This window comes from Sphingobium sp. DC-2, from assembly GCF_000722555.1.
GTDB lineage: Bacteria > Pseudomonadota > Alphaproteobacteria > Sphingomonadales > Sphingomonadaceae > Sphingobium > Sphingobium quisquiliarum.
Window position 1 is genome coordinate 46,808 of the sequence record NZ_JNAC01000009.1, and the last position, 14,823, is coordinate 61,630.

Here is a 14,823-nt window from a genome sequence, read left to right on the forward strand (position 1 = left end):
GGCTTATTGCGCCTCGCCGGTTCCGGGCTTGATCTGCTGAGGCGGGCGCGGCTTGACCACGGTGCCCGGCTTCAAATTCTGCGGTGCTTCGACAATCAGCCGGTCGCCAGCCTTCAGCCCCTTGGTCACGATCCAGTTCTTGCCCAATGTCTCTTTCGCGTCCACCAGGCGCACTTCGACCTTGTTCTGCGCGTTGACGACCATGGCGGTCGCACGGCCCCGCGCGTCCCTGCTGATGCCCTGCTGCGGCGCGATGATCGCATTGGTCTGCTGCCCCGCAACCACCCTCGCCCGGACATACATGCCCGGCAGCAGCAGCCCGTCGGGATTGGGGAATGTCGCGCGCATGGTCACGGCGCCCGAACTCGGATCGACCGTCACTTCGGAAAATTGCAGGCGTCCCTCGACCCCATAGGTGCTGCCGTTGGGCAGAAGCAGCTGAACCCGCGCACCATCGGCATCGCTCACGCCGCCGGCGCGCAGGGCCTGGCGGAAATCGATGATCTGGGCGGCCGACTGCGTGACGTCGACATAGACCTTGTCGATGCGTTGGATGGTCGCGAGCGGATCGGCCTGCCCCGCCTGCACCAATGCGCCCGGCGTGAACAGCGACCGTCCGATGCGCCCGGAAATGGGAGCGCGAATCTTGGTGAAATTCTGGTTCACCTGAGCCGCCTCAACCGCCGCCCTCTGCGCCGCGACATCTGCCCTCGCCTGCTGCGCGCTGGCTATGGCATTGTCGGCTTCCTGACGGCTGACCGCGTTGATGCCCACCAATTCCCGATAACGCCGCGCCTGTAGCGCCGTGGCGTTGATCGTCGCCTGGGCGCGGGCCAGATTGCCGCGTGCCTGCGCCAATGCGGCGCGATAAGGCGCATCCTCAATATCGTACAGAAGCTGCCCCGCCTTCACATAAGCGCCTTCGGTGAAGAGGCGGCGGCGGATGATGCCGCTGATCTGCGGGCGCACCTCGGCCGTTTCGGCGGCGGCAATGCGCCCCGGAAGCTCGCTGATCAGCGGAGCCGACTCGACCTTGAGCGATACGACGCCCACGGACGGGGGCGGCGGCGCGGCAGGCGCCTCCTTGCCGCACCCGCTCAAGGCCAGGCTGAACACACAGGCCAACAATCCGACAATCAATCCCTTTGGCACCAGCCGATGCTCCGCTTTGTTACAATTCAAGGAGTGAACGTTCATTCCGCTTGCCGGTCAGGTAGGAAAGTGGCAAGGAGAGATCAAGGGTAAAAAAGATCAGGAGGAAAATTTTGGTTGCAGCGCAACACGAACCGGGGAGCAAGGAGCGCATCCTTGGCGCCGCGCGCGACCTGTTCAATCTTCATGGCTTTCACCAAAGCTCCATGGCCGAACTTGCAAGCAGTGCGCAGGTATCTGTGGGCCAGATTTACCGGCTGTTCAAGAGCAAGGAAGATATTATCAGCGCCATTGTGGAGGTCGATGCGACTGAGCGGCGGAGCGAAATTGTCGCGCTGCAAAACAGTCTGCACAACGGTGAAATCGATATCGAGGATGCTTTTGAACAGCTTTTCCTGACGGCGCTGAGCGATCATGAGGAAGCCTTGTCCTTCGACATATTGGCCGAAGCGTTCCGCAACGGCCGGGTCGGCGAGACGATCGCGATGCTGTGCGGCGACCTGCGCCAATGCCTGCACGATTTCGCCTGCGCGGCCAATCCAAATCTGGACGAAGCCAGCCTTCTTCAAGCCAAGGAGATGATCATGGCGTGCATGTTTGGTTTCGGCCACCGCAGCCTCTCGCGCCCGGAACTGAGCGCTGCAACAACTGCCAGAGGCGCGGCGCGGATGATCATCGCCGCCCTTCGCGGGATCGGCTAAGCCCCGTTCACCAGCATCCTGACGCTTTTCTCAAGGGGGCGTTCATCGCGCCTCCACCCCCTGCGGCAGAACCACTGCGGACCAGCTTCTGCCCGGCTTTAGATATTTGACCGCCAGCGCCTGAATCTGTGCGGGCGTCACGTCCAGCATGTCCTTGGCCATGGTCTGCATCGCCTGGACATAGCGCGGGTCGTGCGCGGCCCCTTCCATCTGGTTCATCCAGAAGGCGTTGCCGGTCCCCGCCCGCATCAGCAATTGCCGCATCGGCGCCACCGCGCGCTGCAATTCGTCATCGCTCACCGGATTTTTGGCGAGGTCAGCGGCGGTATCCTTCACGACGCCGTAGAAATAGTTGATGCGGTCGGGGCGCACCTGGCTGGTCACCAAAATATAGCCGCCATTTTCGTAGGAGAAGGGCCAGCTATTCTGCACGCTGGGCGAATAAGCCGCGCCCTCCGTCGACCGCAGCTTGTCGAACAGGCGGTCGTTGAAGATCTGCGTCAATATTTCCAGCTGCCGCGCCTCCGTCTGGAGCGCGAAGCCGCCCGCCGTAGGCCATGCCATGACGGCGGCCGCCTGATCCTTGCTGCCCGTGTGGCGCAGGACGACGGGCTTGGACACCGGAGCCGGGAAGCGCATCACCTTGTTCGCCGCTGGCACCGGCTGTTCGGAACGCGGGGGCAGCGCGCCGAAGGTGGCGGCCACCGCCTGGATGGCGTCGTCCGGCTTCACCTGCCCGAATATCTGCACCTCGATCGGCCCGGAGGCGAGCAGCGGTTCCCATGTGGCCCGGAACGCCTCCGGCGTCAGCCCCTCGATCTCCGCGCGCGAAGGGGTGCGGAAGCGCACATCCTTGTCATGGAGCAGCCAGTTGAGGTCGCGCGCGAGGACCGAATCGGGCGCGCGCGCCATGGCGTCATAGGCCAGCGCTGCTCCCGTCTTCACGCGGGCGATCGGCGCCGGGTCCCATCCGGGGGCGAACAGCTTGGCCGCGAACAGCTGGAGCTGATCCTTATAATCGGCCGGACGTGTGACCGCCTGAAACTCGAACGCATCGTCATCGATCGAAAAATCCATGCCCATGCGGCGGCCGTTGGTCAGTTCGTCCAGTTCGCGCTGCCCCAGCTTGCCGATGCCGCTCGCCACCAGCGCATAATTGGCGGCCCAGCCCGCCACGGGTTTGGACGGCGAAAACGCCTGCTGTCCATGGCCGAAGCGGACGTTGATCCTGACCTTCTCTGTTTCCGCATCATTGGCGAAGAGGGTCAGCTTCACGCCATTGGCATAGGTGATGCTCTCCATGCCCGGCAGGCCAACGGACGCACGGGACACGACCTTGCCCGGCGCGCCGATCTTGGGCAGGTCGGCCATCGTCACCGGCTTGGCTGACAGGCGCGCATTGGTCGCCGCCTTGACCGGAGCAGCCACGGCTGCCGCCAGCTTTGGGTCCAATCCCGGCTGGACCTTTCCAGTCACCAGCATGGCGCGGAACACGCCCGCCGAAAAAAGCCGCCGCGTCGAATCCAATATCTTCTGCGGAGTCATGGACGCTTTGCCGGAACGGAAAATGTCCAGTGCGGCCTGCGGGCTGACGGTCGTTTCCCGGATATCGACCGCGCTCACGAGATCGCTCGCCTGCTTTGCGCCAGCTTCGGTGTCGGCATTTTCGACCTGAATGGCCAGCGCCGTGTCCAGCTGGGCATATTCGCGGTCGATTTCCTGCTGGCTGGGCGGGCTGGCCTTCGCATCCTCAATGATGGCGCGAACGTCCGCCAGCGACTTTTCCCAATTGTCACCCGCAGGCAGGATGGTGACGAAAGTGCCGTCCGCCGACCGGCTGATGTCCTGCTGGTCAGCACTGGCTTGCAGGAAACTCCCGCCGCTGCGCGCCGCCTGCTCAAGACGGCGGCTGACGATCTGGAGCGCCAGCATGTCGGTCAGCTTGTCCTGATTATAGACGATCGTGTCCGCGCGCGGCTTCCATGGGCGCAGCCATGCCATGGTCAATCCGGTCGGCGCGCCGGGCTCCACCGTCACCCTGGTCGCAGGCGCCTTGGGATCAGGCTCGCCAAAGTCGGGCTGCGCCGCCCCCTTGCCCGGCACGGACCAACTCGCAAATTGATCCTTGACCAGCTGTTCGGCCATAGCCGGGTCCATGTCGCCCGAAATGGCGATGACGGCATTTTCCGGGCGATACCAGCGCTTGTGGAACGCCTCCATCCGCGCGGCGGTGACGGCGTTCAGCGTCGCCACAGTGCCGATCGGGCTGCGTTCGGCGAGCAACTGGCCCGCGAAGAAATGTTGCCGGGTGGCGTCCGAAATGCGCATCTGCGGGCCTTCGCCCTCACGCCGTTCCGCCAGCACCACGGCCCGTTCCGCATTGACGGCGCTGTCGATGATATTCGGGTCCGCCATCATCCCCGCCAATATTTTCAGGCTCTCGCCCAGGCTGGCCTGGCTCGCCTGAGGCAGGTCCAGCGCGTAGGTCGTGCCGGTGGGCGTCGTTTGCGCATTGCTGTCACTGCCGAAGGTGACGCCCAGCCGCTGCCAGATGCGCTTGGATTCGCCATCGGGCACATGGCGCGAACCGCGGAAGGTCAGATGCTCCATGAAATGCGCGTAGCCAAGCTCGTCCGGCTGCTCCATCAGCGATCCGGCGTCGATGCGCAGGCGGACGGAGACCTGACCGGGCGGCACGCCATTGCGGCGGATCGCATAGCGCAGGCCATTGGACAATTGGCCGAAGCGCCACGCCGCATCGATGGGAACGTCGCTATTTTCGTACAGCCATGGCCGCACCTGCGGCTCGGCCGTCTTGGGGACGGCAGGGGAAGAAGCAATGACCGGCTGCGTCCGCGCGGAGAGCGGGACGGGCGAACCCGAAATCAGCAGGCCAAGAACTGTCAGCGAAACGGCAGAACGCCGGAAGGAAAGGCTCATGGCGCGACAGCCTAGATCCAAATTCCTGAATGGCTACTGACGATTCTGTTTCACACCCCGTCCTTGGAGCGGATCGGCTTGCTTGAGGGCGTCAGCGGGCAGTCCGCTGAACAGCGGCCTTATGCGCGCCAACCCCGCTGCGACGGCGGCGGAACGGCTTTTTGGCGGGGGTTTCGCCGTCAGGGCGATGGGCCCGTTCAGCACCGCCGCGCTGCTGCCGCTGCTGCTGATCCTGATAGCGGCGCTGCCCCTCGGCCCGCTTCGCCTTCTGTTCCGGCGTCTGCTCCCGCCCCTTCCGCTGCGGCGCTGCCTTGGGCAGGTTGCGGACCGCTTCGACGAAGTTTTCAGGCAGAGGCACGACGTCCAGCTTCACGCGGGTCGTGCGCTCGATCGCTTTCAGATAAGGACGTTCATCATCCGCCACGAAACTGATCGCGACGCCCTCCGCCCCGGCGCGCGCGGTACGGCCGATGCGATGGACATATTGTTCGGGAACGTTGGGCAGTTCGAAGTTGATGACATGGCTGACGCCCGACACGTCGATGCCGCGCGCCGCGATGTCGGTGGCGACCAGCAGCTTCACATGGCCATGGCGAAACGCCTGCAAGGCAGTGGTGCGCTGGGCCTGGCTCTTGTTGCCATGGATCGCGACCGCCTGAATGCCCGCGCCTTCCAGGAAACGTACGACGCGATCCGCGCCATGCTTGGTGCGGGTGAAGATCAGCGCGCGATCGATCGGCTCGTTCCTGACGGTAAGGGTCAGGAGCGCCTGCTTTTCCGCCTGATTGACGAAGGTCGCCTGCTGGCGCACCCGCTCGGCCGTGGTGGACTGCGGCGCGACGCTCACCTTCACCGGATCGTGCAGGAACTGCGCGGCCAGCGCCTCGATCTCGCCCGGCATCGTGGCCGAAAAGAAGAGGTTCTGCCGCTCCCTGGGCAGCAGCTTGGCAATGCGCTTCAACGGATGGATGAAGCCCATGTCCATCATCTGGTCGGCCTCGTCGAGGACGAAGATTTCCGTGTCCTTGATGGTGAAGGCGCGCTGGTCGATCAGGTCGAGCAGACGGCCCGGAGTAGCGACCACGATATCGACGCCGCGCCCCAGCGCCCTGATCTGCCGGTTGATCGGCACGCCGCCAAACACGACCTCCACCGACAATTTCAGGAAACGGCCATAGTCGCCGAAGCTCTGGGCGATCTGCGCCGCCAACTCACGCGTGGGCGACAGCACCAGCATCCGGCATCCCTGCAAGGGCGTCGGCTTGGGATTGCGGGCGAAATGATCCAGGCTGGGCAGCGCGAAGGCCGCCGTCTTGCCAGTGCCGGTCTGCGCTATGCCGCACAGGTCCTTTCCTTGCAGCAGCACGGGAATGGCCTGCGACTGGATGGGCGTGGGCGAAGCATATTTCTTGGCGGCGAGCGCCCGGAGGATCGGCTCGGCAAGGCCAAGGTCGGTAAATTGCATTGGATAAAACTCACAAGTCGGGCGATGCGGCAGCACGGCCTGCTCATGCAGACCGGCGCGCAAGGCGGGTTACGAAACGACCCGCGTGAAAAGGGAAGCCTCAAAGCTTGACGCAGACTTTCATTGGCCGGCCCCTTCACCCTTCCGGGCCGGGACGATCACGCTGCCAATCGCTATGGAGCTTGAAGATGCCCCTGCTGCGCTGCGGCGCATATGGTCCAAACGGCGATAAAAAGCAAGTGGCCCCGGAACATAGGTCGGGACCACCCTCATACTGATATCATCTGATCGTAAGGCCGTGCCTCGCTAGAGGGGGACTTCGACATGCTTGCCGCGCATTTCGGCGCGCACGTCGCCGCCGAACATCTGCTTGAACATGCCGCCCAGCGACATATCCGCACGCCAGATTTCGGCGTGGCCAAGGTCGAACCGCAGCATCAGCAGATTGGGGTCCTGCCGTCCGCCCGGATACCAGGCGGCAACATCATGGGTCCAATACCGATCGATTACCGCCGGGTCCGTTTCCTCCGTCAGCGTCCCGTCGATGCAGGCGAACAGATAATGGCCCTTGCTGGAGAACTGCGCCATCGCAGGGCCGCCCGCCGCCAGCCGGTTATCCTTGCTCGTATAGAACCAGAAGCAATGGTTCGCGCCGGGGTCCAGTTGCGCCGTCATCGGCAAGCTATGATCATGCGAGCCCTGTAGGCCAATCATCAGAAAGGGGCTTTGCGCAAGCTCGGTCCAGAAGCGGTGACGGATGTCGGCCTCGTTGCTCATCTTGTCTCTCCTGTTCGTGAACACGGAATCAATCGATAAGCATGCGGCAGGGTTCCGCACGTCCAGCAGAAAGCTTGATCTCGCGCGGTCTTGTCTCCACATAGCGGCCATGCTGATCGAGACCGAACCCACGCCCAACCCGGCAACCGTCAAGTTCATCCCCGGCCGTGTCGTCATGGGCATGGGAACGCGCGATTTCGCCACGCCGGAAGAAGCGGAGGCATCGCCCCTCGCCTCGGCGCTGTTTGGCCTGGGCGACGTGACCGGCGTCTTCTTCGGCGGCGACTTCATTTCAGTGACCATCGCTCCCGGAGCGGAATGGAGCGACGTGAAACCGGACGTGCTTTCGATCCTGCTTGAACATTTTTCCGCCAACATGCCGCTGTTCCCGGCCGGTTCGGCGGGGGGCATCGTCGTTCCCGAAGAAGAGGAATTTGCCGACCCCGCCGATGCGGAGATAGTGGCGCAGATCAGGGAGCTGATCGACACACGCGTCCGCCCGGCGGTGGCGAATGACGGCGGCGACATCGTCTATCGCGGTTTTGACCGGGGCACGGTCTATCTGCGCATGCAGGGCGCCTGTTCCGGCTGCCCCTCCTCCACCGCGACGCTCAAGAACGGCATCGAGCAGTTGCTGAAACATTATGTGCCCGAAGTGACGGAAGTGCGCGCGGTTTGAGCGCTTGCCGGACGTCATTGGCAAAGCCGGACGGATCGACTAACCGCTGAACGGGCCGATCCGTTCGCGGTTTCTCACAGGGGACTTTCTTGCGCATTCTCGTCATCGACACCGCTACGCAGGCGCTGTCCGTGGCGCTGCTCGATGACGGCCAGGTGCTCGGCCATGTTCATGAGATTGTCGGCCGGGGCCATGCCGAAGCGCTGCTTCCCGCCATCGCCGCGTTGCCCGATGGCGGCCGCGCGGACAGGATCGCGGTGGATGCCGGGCCGGGCAGCTTCACCGGCGTGCGCATCGGCATTGCGGCGGCGCGCGCGCTTGCACTGGCCTGGTCGCTCCCTCTAAATGGCTATGGCGCGCTTTCCCTGATCGCGGCGAAAGCGGCGGCGGACCATGAAGGCGGCCCGATCGCGGTCACCATCACCGGAGGGCATGGCGAACTGTTCTGGCAATGTTTCGAAGCGGACGGGCTGACGCCACTCACCAGCCCCGCCTCCACCCCTATCACGGCACTGGCCGCACAGCTCGATCATCCCGTCATCTACGGGACGGGCGCCGAGGCGCTGATCACTGCCAGAGGACATGGGGTCGCCGTCAACCGTTATCCCGATTCCGCAGACTATCCCTTGATCGCGGCTTTGCCCGCGCTGCCCCCCTCCCCCATTTATTGCCGCGACGCCGACGCGCGGCCCATGGCGGAGCAGCCAGCGAAATGATCTCCGGCCTGACGCTCGACAGCTTTGAAGAGGCGGAGCGCAACGCCATGGCCGACGCCATGGAGGTGATGACGCAGGCCTTCGATCCCGCCTATGGGGAGGCATGGACCTTGTCACAGCTTGCCGGGGTCATGACGATGCCGGGAACATGGCTGACCATCGCGCGGGTGGATGCCGCCGTGCTTGGCTTTGCCCTGGTTCGGTCGGTGCTGGACGAATGCGAACTTCTGCTGCTTGCGGTGCATCCGCTGTGGCGCGGGCGGGGTGTCGGGCGGACATTGTTGCTCGATAGTATCAAGACCGCGCGCCGCCGCGGCATAAGAACGATGAACCTGGAAGTCAGGTCATCCAACAATGCTATAAAATTGTATGAAAATGTCGGCTTTGAATATGTACATCGACGTCCCGGTTATTATCGCGGCCAAGATGGACAACTTCATGATGCGCTGAGCTTGCGTATAGAAATAATGGAATAGCCTGCATCCTCCCTTGCTAAACGGATGCCAAGGGTATAATCCGACCATACCGCTCCTGAAATGATTTCGGGAGGCGGGTCGCATCTAAAACCAGCCTTCGCAGGATAAGAAAAATGGAAACCGAATCGGCGCAGAACGAACTGCTTATTACTTTGACGTCTGATATTGTCGCGGCTCATGTCTCGAACAACAGCGTCGCAGTTTCTGATGTCTCCACTCTCATTCAGAATGTTCATGCCGCGCTTTCCGGGCTGGCGACGCCCGCCGCCGCGCCGGAAGTGAAGCCGGAGCCGGCTGTTTCCGTGCGATCCTCGATCAAGCCGGATTACATCATCTGCCTGGAAGACGGGAAAAAGCTGAAGATGCTCAAGCGGCATCTGATGACCCATTATCAGATGACGCCGGAAGATTACCGGGCGAAATGGGGCTTGCCCGCCGATTATCCGATGGTCGCGCCCAACTATGCCGAACAGCGCCGCTCACTGGCGAAGAAGATCGGCCTTGGCACCAAGCGCCGCCGCGCCCGCGTCAAATAAGGACGCTTGACGCCATCCGTCATGACGAAGGGGCGCATCGGCCATGCGCCCCTTTCATGCTGTGGGAAAAGCCGCTAGCTTCGCCCCACCATCCGATTACAGAAATGAGCGAACCTTCATGAACCGCAAGATCGACGTGGAAGCCCTTTGCCAGGAAAAGGGCCTGCGTATCACCGAGCAGCGCCGCGTCATCGCGCAGGTTCTGAGCGACGCGTCCGATCACCCGGACGTGGAAGAGTTGCACAAGCGCTCCTCCGCCATCGATCCGGGCATTTCGATCGCCACCGTCTATCGCACCGTCCGCCTTTTCGAAGAGGCGGGCATCCTTGAACGTCATGATTTCGGCGATGGCCGCGCGCGCTATGAAGCAGCGCCGGAATCGCATCATGACCATCTGATCGACGTCGAAACCGGCAACGTCATCGAATTTGTCGACCCGGAACTGGAGCAGTTGCAAAAGCAGATCGCGGAACGGCTGGGCTTCCGCCTGGTCGATCACCGCATGGAGCTTTACGGCGTCTCGCTCGAACGGAAGAACTGACCGGCTTGCCCAGGCTGCGCCGGTGGCTGCGGACAGGGGCGCTCGCGGGCAGCCTGCTCCTGTGCCTTCTCCCTCACCTGATCTGGCGCGCATTGGGCAGGCGATCCCCCTGGCCGCGCCTGTTCCTGGGCATGGCGGCGCGCTCCGTCGGCGCCCGCGTGCGGACCGAAGGCCATGCCTTTCGCGGCGACAGCTTCATCATCGCCAACCATGTAAGCTGGATCGACATATTGGCCCTGGGCGGAGCCACCGGCGCCGCCTTCGTCGCTCATGACGGGATAGCGGGGTGGCCGGTGATCGGCTGGCTGGCGGCGCAGAACAACACGCTTTTCGTCGCGCGCAACCGGCGCGGCGCGCTGGCGCATCAGATCAGCGGCCTGCGCGCCGCCCTGGCCGGGCATCAGCCGGTCGCCCTGTTCCCGGAAGGTACGACGAGCGACGGCAGTGGCCTTCTGCCCTTCAAGCCGTCGCTGCTCGCCGTTCTGCTGCCGCCGCCGCGCGCCGTGATGATCCAGCCGGTGCATATCGATTACGGTGCGGCCACCGCGGACATCGCCTGGCACAGCGACGAAGCCGCGGGCGCGAACGCAAGGCGGCTGCTGGAAAGGAGGGGGCCCCTTGACGTGACCCTGCGTTTCCTTGAGCCTTTCGACCCGCTGCAATATCCCGATCGCAAGCAACTCGCGGCCGTGACGAGCGAAAGGATCGCCGCCAGCATCGCGCGCCACCTGCCGCCTTTCACTTGCGCGGCGGCGGCTGTATAGCTGGACCGCATGAATCGTAACAACGCTCCCAAGACTCCGGCCACATTCCACGTCAAATCCTTCGGCTGCCAGATGAACGTCTATGATGGCGAGCGCATGGCCGAGATGCTGGGCGAGCGCGGCATGAGCGCCGCAGCCGACGGCGCGCAGGCCGATCTCGTCATCCTCAACACCTGCCACATCCGTGAAAAGGCAGTGGACAAGGTCTATTCCGACATCGGCCGCCTGACGCGCGAGGATGGCACGCGTCCGATGATCGCCGTTGCTGGCTGCGTCGCGCAGGCTGAAGGCAGCGAGATCAGCCGCCGCGCGAAAAGCGTGGACATCGTCGTCGGTCCGCAGGCCTATCACCATCTGCCCGAACTGATCGAAAAGGCCGGGCGCGGCGAGGAGGCGGTGGACACCGACATGCCGCTCGCCTCCAAATTCGGCGCGCTTCCCGCCCGCGCCAAGCAGGCCCGTCCCACTGCCTTCCTCACCATCATGGAAGGATGCGACAAATTCTGCACCTATTGCGTCGTGCCCTATACGCGCGGCGCGGAAATCAGCCGCAGCTGGGCCGCGATCCTGGATGAGGCAAGGGCGCTGGTCGACGGCGGGGTGCGCGAAATCACCCTGCTGGGCCAGAATGTGAATGCCTGGACCGGGGAGGACGCAAAGGGCCGCGCGCAGGGCATGGACGGCCTGGTCCGCGAACTGGCGAAGCTCGACGGCCTCCAGCGCATTCGCTACACCACCAGCCATCCCAACGACATGAGCGACGGCCTCATCGCCGCGCATGGCGAGGTGGAAAAGCTGATGCCTTTCCTCCATCTGCCCGTGCAGTCAGGCAATGACCGTATCCTGAAGGCCATGAACCGCAGCCACAGCGCGGACAGCTATCTGCGCATCATAGAACGCGTCCGCGCCGCGCGCCCGGACATCGCCCTGTCGGGGGATTTCATCGTCGGCTTCCCCGGCGAGACCGATGCGGAGTTCGAAGATACGCTGAGGATCGTCGAGCAGGTGCGTTACGCGCAATGCTATTCGTTCAAATACAGCCCCCGACCCGGCACCCCTGCGGCGGAGATGGACGGGCAGATCCCGGCCGAGGTGATGGACGAGCGGCTGGCGCGGTTGCAGGCGCTGATCAACAGGCACCAGGCCGAATTCAACGCTGCCGCCGTGGGACGCCGCACTGATATTCTGCTGGAACGCAAGGGACGCCATCCAGGGCAGTTGATCGGCAAAACGCCCTGGCTGCAATCAGTGCATATAACCGCGCCGGAACTTTTTATCGGCGATATGGTCGAAGTGGATATCATCAGCGCCGGCCCGAACAGTCTGGCCGGTCAGCCCAGCAGGAGGAAGGCCGCTTGAACCTACTCACAGTCGTTCCCGGAAATGCGGGAACCCATCTCCGAACCTGTCCGCCAGGCTCGACGGGAAAGAGATGGATAGCCGTCCCCACGGCTGCGACAGAAGTAGGAAAGGGCTGACCCATGTCCAAGAAACCGAACCAGAATCATCGTCTCGACGCTGCCGAACGCGCCCGGTTGGAGGTGACGTTCGAAAAGCCGCACCTGTTGGGAACGCTGTTCGGGCAATATGACCAGAATCTGGTCGCGATAGAGAATCGGCTGGGCGTCTACATCGCGGCGCGCGGCAACAAGTTGCAGATCGAGGGCGACCCCGAAGCCGCCGCGCGCGCCCGCGACGTTCTGACCGGCCTCTATAATCGTATCGTCGCCGGGCAGGAGATTGACGGCGGCGCGGTTGAGGCGGTCATAGCCATGTCCGCCGAACCCACGCTGGACGGCATCATTCGCCACGATGTCGCCGAACCGCCCAAGGTGATGATCCGCACGCGCAAGAAGACCATCGTCCCCCGGTCATCGACCCAGGTCACCTATATGGAGGCGCTGACCCGGAACGATATCATCTTCGCGCTTGGCCCCGCAGGCACCGGCAAGACCTATCTCGCCGTCGCCCAGGCAGTCAGCCAGCTCATCACCGGCAGCGTCGACCGGCTGATCCTGTCGCGCCCCGCCGTCGAAGCGGGCGAGCGGCTGGGCTTCCTGCCGGGCGACATGAAGGACAAGGTCGACCCCTATCTGCGGCCGATCTACGACGCGCTATACGACACGCTGCCCGCCGAGCAGGTGGAGCGCCGCATCGCATCGGGCGAGATCGAGATCGCTCCCCTCGCCTTCATGCGCGGCCGGACGCTCTCCAACGCCTTCATCGTTCTGGACGAGGCGCAGAATACCACCATCGCCCAGATGAAGATGTTCCTCACCCGCTTCGGCGAGGGCAGCCGCATGGTGATCTGCGGCGACCCGCGTCAGGTCGATCTGCCGCAGCCGGGCATCTCCGGTCTGGCGGACGCGGTCGCTCGCCTGGAGGGCGTGGAAGGCATATCGGTCGTTCCATTCGGTATAGGCGACGTCGTGCGCCATCCGGTCGTGGGCCGCATCGTTCAGGCATATGAGGGGCCGGATGCCTAGACCGGCTCACCGCGCCCCTTCCCTTCGTGCCAAGACCTTCACCACCATCAACAGAGCCTTGACCCTATGATAGAAGTCGCCGTCCTCCACGATCAGGGCTGGCGTGGCCCCGACTGGGACATGCTCGCCCAGCGCGCCGTCGCCGCGGCCATCACCCACAGCCCCTACGCATCCTTCGCAACCGACGAGGCGCTGTACGAGGTCGCTGTCAAGCTGACCAGCGACGAGGAGGTGCACGCGCTGAACCGCGCCTATCGCGACAAGGACCGGCCGACCAACGTCCTGTCCTTTCCAATGGTGCAATCGGACCTGCTGGAGGCCACAGCGAACACTGACGATGGCGAAGTGCTGCTGGGCGACATTGTCCTGGCGGAGGGCGTGTGCGCCAGCGAAGCGGCGGCCAAGGGCATCTCCATCGCCGATCATGCAACCCATCTTATCATCCACGGCACTTTCCATTTGCTGGGCTATGACCATATGGAAGACGCCGAGGCCGAAGCGATGGAAGCGCTGGAAACACAATCGCTGCTGAGCCTTGGCATCAACGATCCTTATGGGGATCGCTAGATTTTTGCTGCCGATCGCTTTAGCAGCCAGATATACAAGCATTGAACAGGGGAATAGGAAGGCAGATGGCTGAGGGCAGCCCAAAGGACGGCAACGGTTCCAAGGAATCGGACAGTAGTAGCCAGGAAGGTGGCTTATGGAGCGGCCTCAAGTCGCTCCTCTTCGGCGAGGAAGAAAGTCCTAGCCTTCGCCGCGAACTGGAAGAAGCGCTGGACGAATATGATGAGGAGGAGCAGGAGGAAGGCTCCGCCGCTCCCGCCAAGGGCGACCTTTCGGCGATCGAACGCCAGATGGTCCGCAACCTCCTGCACTTTTCAGAACATACGGTAGATGACGTCGCCGTCCCCCGCGCGGACATCATCGCTATCGAGGAAAAGGCGAGCTTTTCCGATCTCGCCGCGCTGTTCGCCGAAGCGGGCCACAGCCGCATCCCGGTCTATCGCGACACGCTGGATACGATCGTCGGCATGATCCACATCCGCGACGCCTTCGCGATCCTCGCGGGCAAGGCCCCCGTGCCGGACAGCATCGCGCCTTTGATCCGCCAGCCGCTCTATGTGCCCGAAAGCATGGGCGCGCTTGACCTGTTGGCGGAAATGCGGGCCAAGCGTACGCATCTGGCCATCGTCCTGGACGAATATTCGGGGACGGAAGGCCTGCTGACCTTTGAGGATCTGGTGGAAGAGATTGTCGGCGATGTCGAGGACGAGCATGACGACGCGCCCGAAGCGCTGCTCGTCCCGCTCGACCATGGCCTGTGGGAAGCCGACGCCCGCGCCGAACTGGACGATGTCGCAAAGGAGATCGACAGCCGCCTCGCCGATATAGAGGAAGATGTCGATACGCTGGGCGGCCTCGCCTTCGTCATCGCCGGACGCGTGCCGGAGGCCGGGGAGATATTGGAACATGAACAGAGCGGCTGGCGTCTTGAAGTGATCAGCAGCGACGGACGCAGGGTCAAGCGCCTGCGCCTGCATCCGCCGGTGAACCAGGACGGCGGCGAGGAAGAATGACAGCTACGGC

At 63.5% G+C, this 14,823-nt stretch carries 15 protein-coding genes; 11 read left to right on the plus strand and 4 right to left on the minus strand.

The features are described from left to right. Nucleotides 1–3: 3 nt before the first annotated feature. Nucleotides 4–1,152, minus strand: a complete 1,149-nt coding sequence (locus tag ET21_RS0102040; RefSeq protein ID WP_030538389.1) for an efflux RND transporter periplasmic adaptor subunit — start codon at nucleotides 1,150–1,152, stop codon at nucleotides 4–6. A gap of 113 nt (nucleotides 1,153–1,265) precedes the next feature. Between ET21_RS0102040 and ET21_RS0102045 the strand changes: the two genes are divergently transcribed. Then, a complete protein-coding gene (locus tag ET21_RS0102045; RefSeq protein WP_030538390.1) occupies nucleotides 1,266–1,853 on the plus strand; it encodes a TetR/AcrR family transcriptional regulator in 588 nt (195 codons plus the stop codon). A gap of 42 nt (nucleotides 1,854–1,895) precedes the next feature. On the opposite strand, the gene ET21_RS0102050 is transcribed toward ET21_RS0102045, so the two are convergent. The 3 genes from ET21_RS0102050 to ET21_RS0102060 form a co-directional block, all read right to left on the minus strand. Then, a complete protein-coding gene (locus ET21_RS0102050) occupies nucleotides 1,896–4,793 on the minus strand; it encodes a pitrilysin family protein (RefSeq protein ID WP_030538391.1) in 2,898 nt (965 codons plus the stop codon). Nucleotides 4,794–4,884: 91 nt separating this feature from the next. Next, entirely contained in the window at nucleotides 4,885–6,258 is a 1,374-nt protein-coding gene (locus tag ET21_RS0102055) for a DEAD/DEAH box helicase (RefSeq protein WP_030538392.1), read from the minus strand. A 306-nt stretch (nucleotides 6,259–6,564) separates the two neighbouring features. Next, complete coding sequence (locus ET21_RS0102060; protein WP_021239259.1) at nucleotides 6,565–7,035, minus strand: pyridoxamine 5'-phosphate oxidase family protein; 471 nt, start codon at nucleotides 7,033–7,035, stop codon at nucleotides 6,565–6,567. Between the two features lie 109 nt (nucleotides 7,036–7,144). Between ET21_RS0102060 and ET21_RS0102065 the strand changes: the two genes are divergently transcribed. The 10 genes from ET21_RS0102065 (at nucleotide 7,145) to ET21_RS0102110 (ending at nucleotide 14,813) form a co-directional block, all read left to right on the plus strand. After that, nucleotides 7,145–7,714 (plus strand): NifU family protein, encoded by a 570-nt coding sequence (locus tag ET21_RS0102065; RefSeq protein ID WP_030538393.1) that lies wholly within the window; start codon nucleotides 7,145–7,147, stop codon nucleotides 7,712–7,714. A gap of 89 nt (nucleotides 7,715–7,803) precedes the next feature. Continuing rightward, entirely contained in the window at nucleotides 7,804–8,430 is a 627-nt protein-coding gene (tsaB, locus tag ET21_RS0102070; protein ID WP_030538394.1) for a tRNA (adenosine(37)-N6)-threonylcarbamoyltransferase complex dimerization subunit type 1 TsaB, read from the plus strand. Then, nucleotides 8,427–8,906: a ribosomal protein S18-alanine N-acetyltransferase gene (gene rimI / locus ET21_RS0102075; RefSeq protein ID WP_021239262.1), complete on the plus strand. Its 480-nt coding sequence runs from the start codon at nucleotides 8,427–8,429 to the stop codon at nucleotides 8,904–8,906. The genes tsaB and rimI overlap by 4 nt, the downstream gene beginning before the upstream one ends. Nucleotides 8,907–9,019: 113 nt before the next feature. Then, a complete protein-coding gene (locus ET21_RS0102080; protein ID WP_021239263.1) occupies nucleotides 9,020–9,442 on the plus strand; it encodes a MucR family transcriptional regulator in 423 nt (140 codons plus the stop codon). Nucleotides 9,443–9,560: 118 nt separating this feature from the next. Further along, on the plus strand, nucleotides 9,561–9,983 hold the full coding sequence (locus ET21_RS0102085) for a Fur family transcriptional regulator (protein ID WP_021239264.1): 423 nt from the start codon (nucleotides 9,561–9,563) through the stop codon (nucleotides 9,981–9,983). 5 nt (nucleotides 9,984–9,988) lie between these two features. Then, nucleotides 9,989–10,747: a 1-acyl-sn-glycerol-3-phosphate acyltransferase gene (locus ET21_RS0102090; RefSeq protein ID WP_037470088.1), complete on the plus strand. Its 759-nt coding sequence runs from the start codon at nucleotides 9,989–9,991 to the stop codon at nucleotides 10,745–10,747. A 9-nt stretch (nucleotides 10,748–10,756) separates the two neighbouring features. Further along, complete coding sequence (gene miaB, locus ET21_RS0102095; RefSeq protein WP_030538396.1) at nucleotides 10,757–12,106, plus strand: tRNA (N6-isopentenyl adenosine(37)-C2)-methylthiotransferase MiaB; 1,350 nt, start codon at nucleotides 10,757–10,759, stop codon at nucleotides 12,104–12,106. Nucleotides 12,107–12,228: 122 nt separating this feature from the next. Continuing rightward, a complete protein-coding gene (locus ET21_RS0102100; RefSeq protein ID WP_030538397.1) occupies nucleotides 12,229–13,233 on the plus strand; it encodes a PhoH family protein in 1,005 nt (334 codons plus the stop codon). A gap of 66 nt (nucleotides 13,234–13,299) precedes the next feature. Continuing rightward, nucleotides 13,300–13,800 carry an rRNA maturation RNase YbeY gene (gene ybeY, locus ET21_RS0102105; protein ID WP_030538398.1) on the plus strand — a complete coding sequence of 167 codons (501 nt, stop codon included), beginning with the start codon at nucleotides 13,300–13,302 and terminating at the stop codon, nucleotides 13,798–13,800. Between the two features lie 65 nt (nucleotides 13,801–13,865). Continuing rightward, a complete protein-coding gene (locus ET21_RS0102110; protein ID WP_021239269.1) occupies nucleotides 13,866–14,813 on the plus strand; it encodes a hemolysin family protein in 948 nt (315 codons plus the stop codon). The last annotated feature ends 10 nt before the right edge of the window (nucleotides 14,814–14,823 follow it).

What these genes read in the sequence shown, in the direction of transcription:
- ET21_RS0102050 (WP_030538391.1), bottom strand. Translation starts at nt 4,793, where the DNA reads ATGAGCCTTTCCTTCCGGCGTTCTGCCGTTTCGCTGACAGTTCTTGGC.
- ET21_RS0102055 (WP_030538392.1), bottom strand. Translation starts at nt 6,258, where the DNA reads ATGCAATTTACCGACCTTGGCCTTGCCGAGCCGATCCTCCGGGCGCTC.
- ET21_RS0102060 (WP_021239259.1), bottom strand. Translation starts at nt 7,035, where the DNA reads ATGAGCAACGAGGCCGACATCCGTCACCGCTTCTGGACCGAGCTTGCG.
- ET21_RS0102065 (WP_030538393.1), top strand. Translation starts at nt 7,145, where the DNA reads ATGCTGATCGAGACCGAACCCACGCCCAACCCGGCAACCGTCAAGTTC.
- rimI (WP_021239262.1), top strand. Translation starts at nt 8,427, where the DNA reads ATGATCTCCGGCCTGACGCTCGACAGCTTTGAAGAGGCGGAGCGCAAC.
- ET21_RS0102080 (WP_021239263.1), top strand. Translation starts at nt 9,020, where the DNA reads ATGGAAACCGAATCGGCGCAGAACGAACTGCTTATTACTTTGACGTCT.
- ET21_RS0102085 (WP_021239264.1), top strand. Translation starts at nt 9,561, where the DNA reads ATGAACCGCAAGATCGACGTGGAAGCCCTTTGCCAGGAAAAGGGCCTG.
- miaB (WP_030538396.1), top strand. Translation starts at nt 10,757, where the DNA reads ATGAATCGTAACAACGCTCCCAAGACTCCGGCCACATTCCACGTCAAA.
- ET21_RS0102100 (WP_030538397.1), top strand. Translation starts at nt 12,229, where the DNA reads ATGTCCAAGAAACCGAACCAGAATCATCGTCTCGACGCTGCCGAACGC.
- ybeY (WP_030538398.1), top strand. Translation starts at nt 13,300, where the DNA reads ATGATAGAAGTCGCCGTCCTCCACGATCAGGGCTGGCGTGGCCCCGAC.
- ET21_RS0102110 (WP_021239269.1), top strand. Translation starts at nt 13,866, where the DNA reads ATGGCTGAGGGCAGCCCAAAGGACGGCAACGGTTCCAAGGAATCGGAC.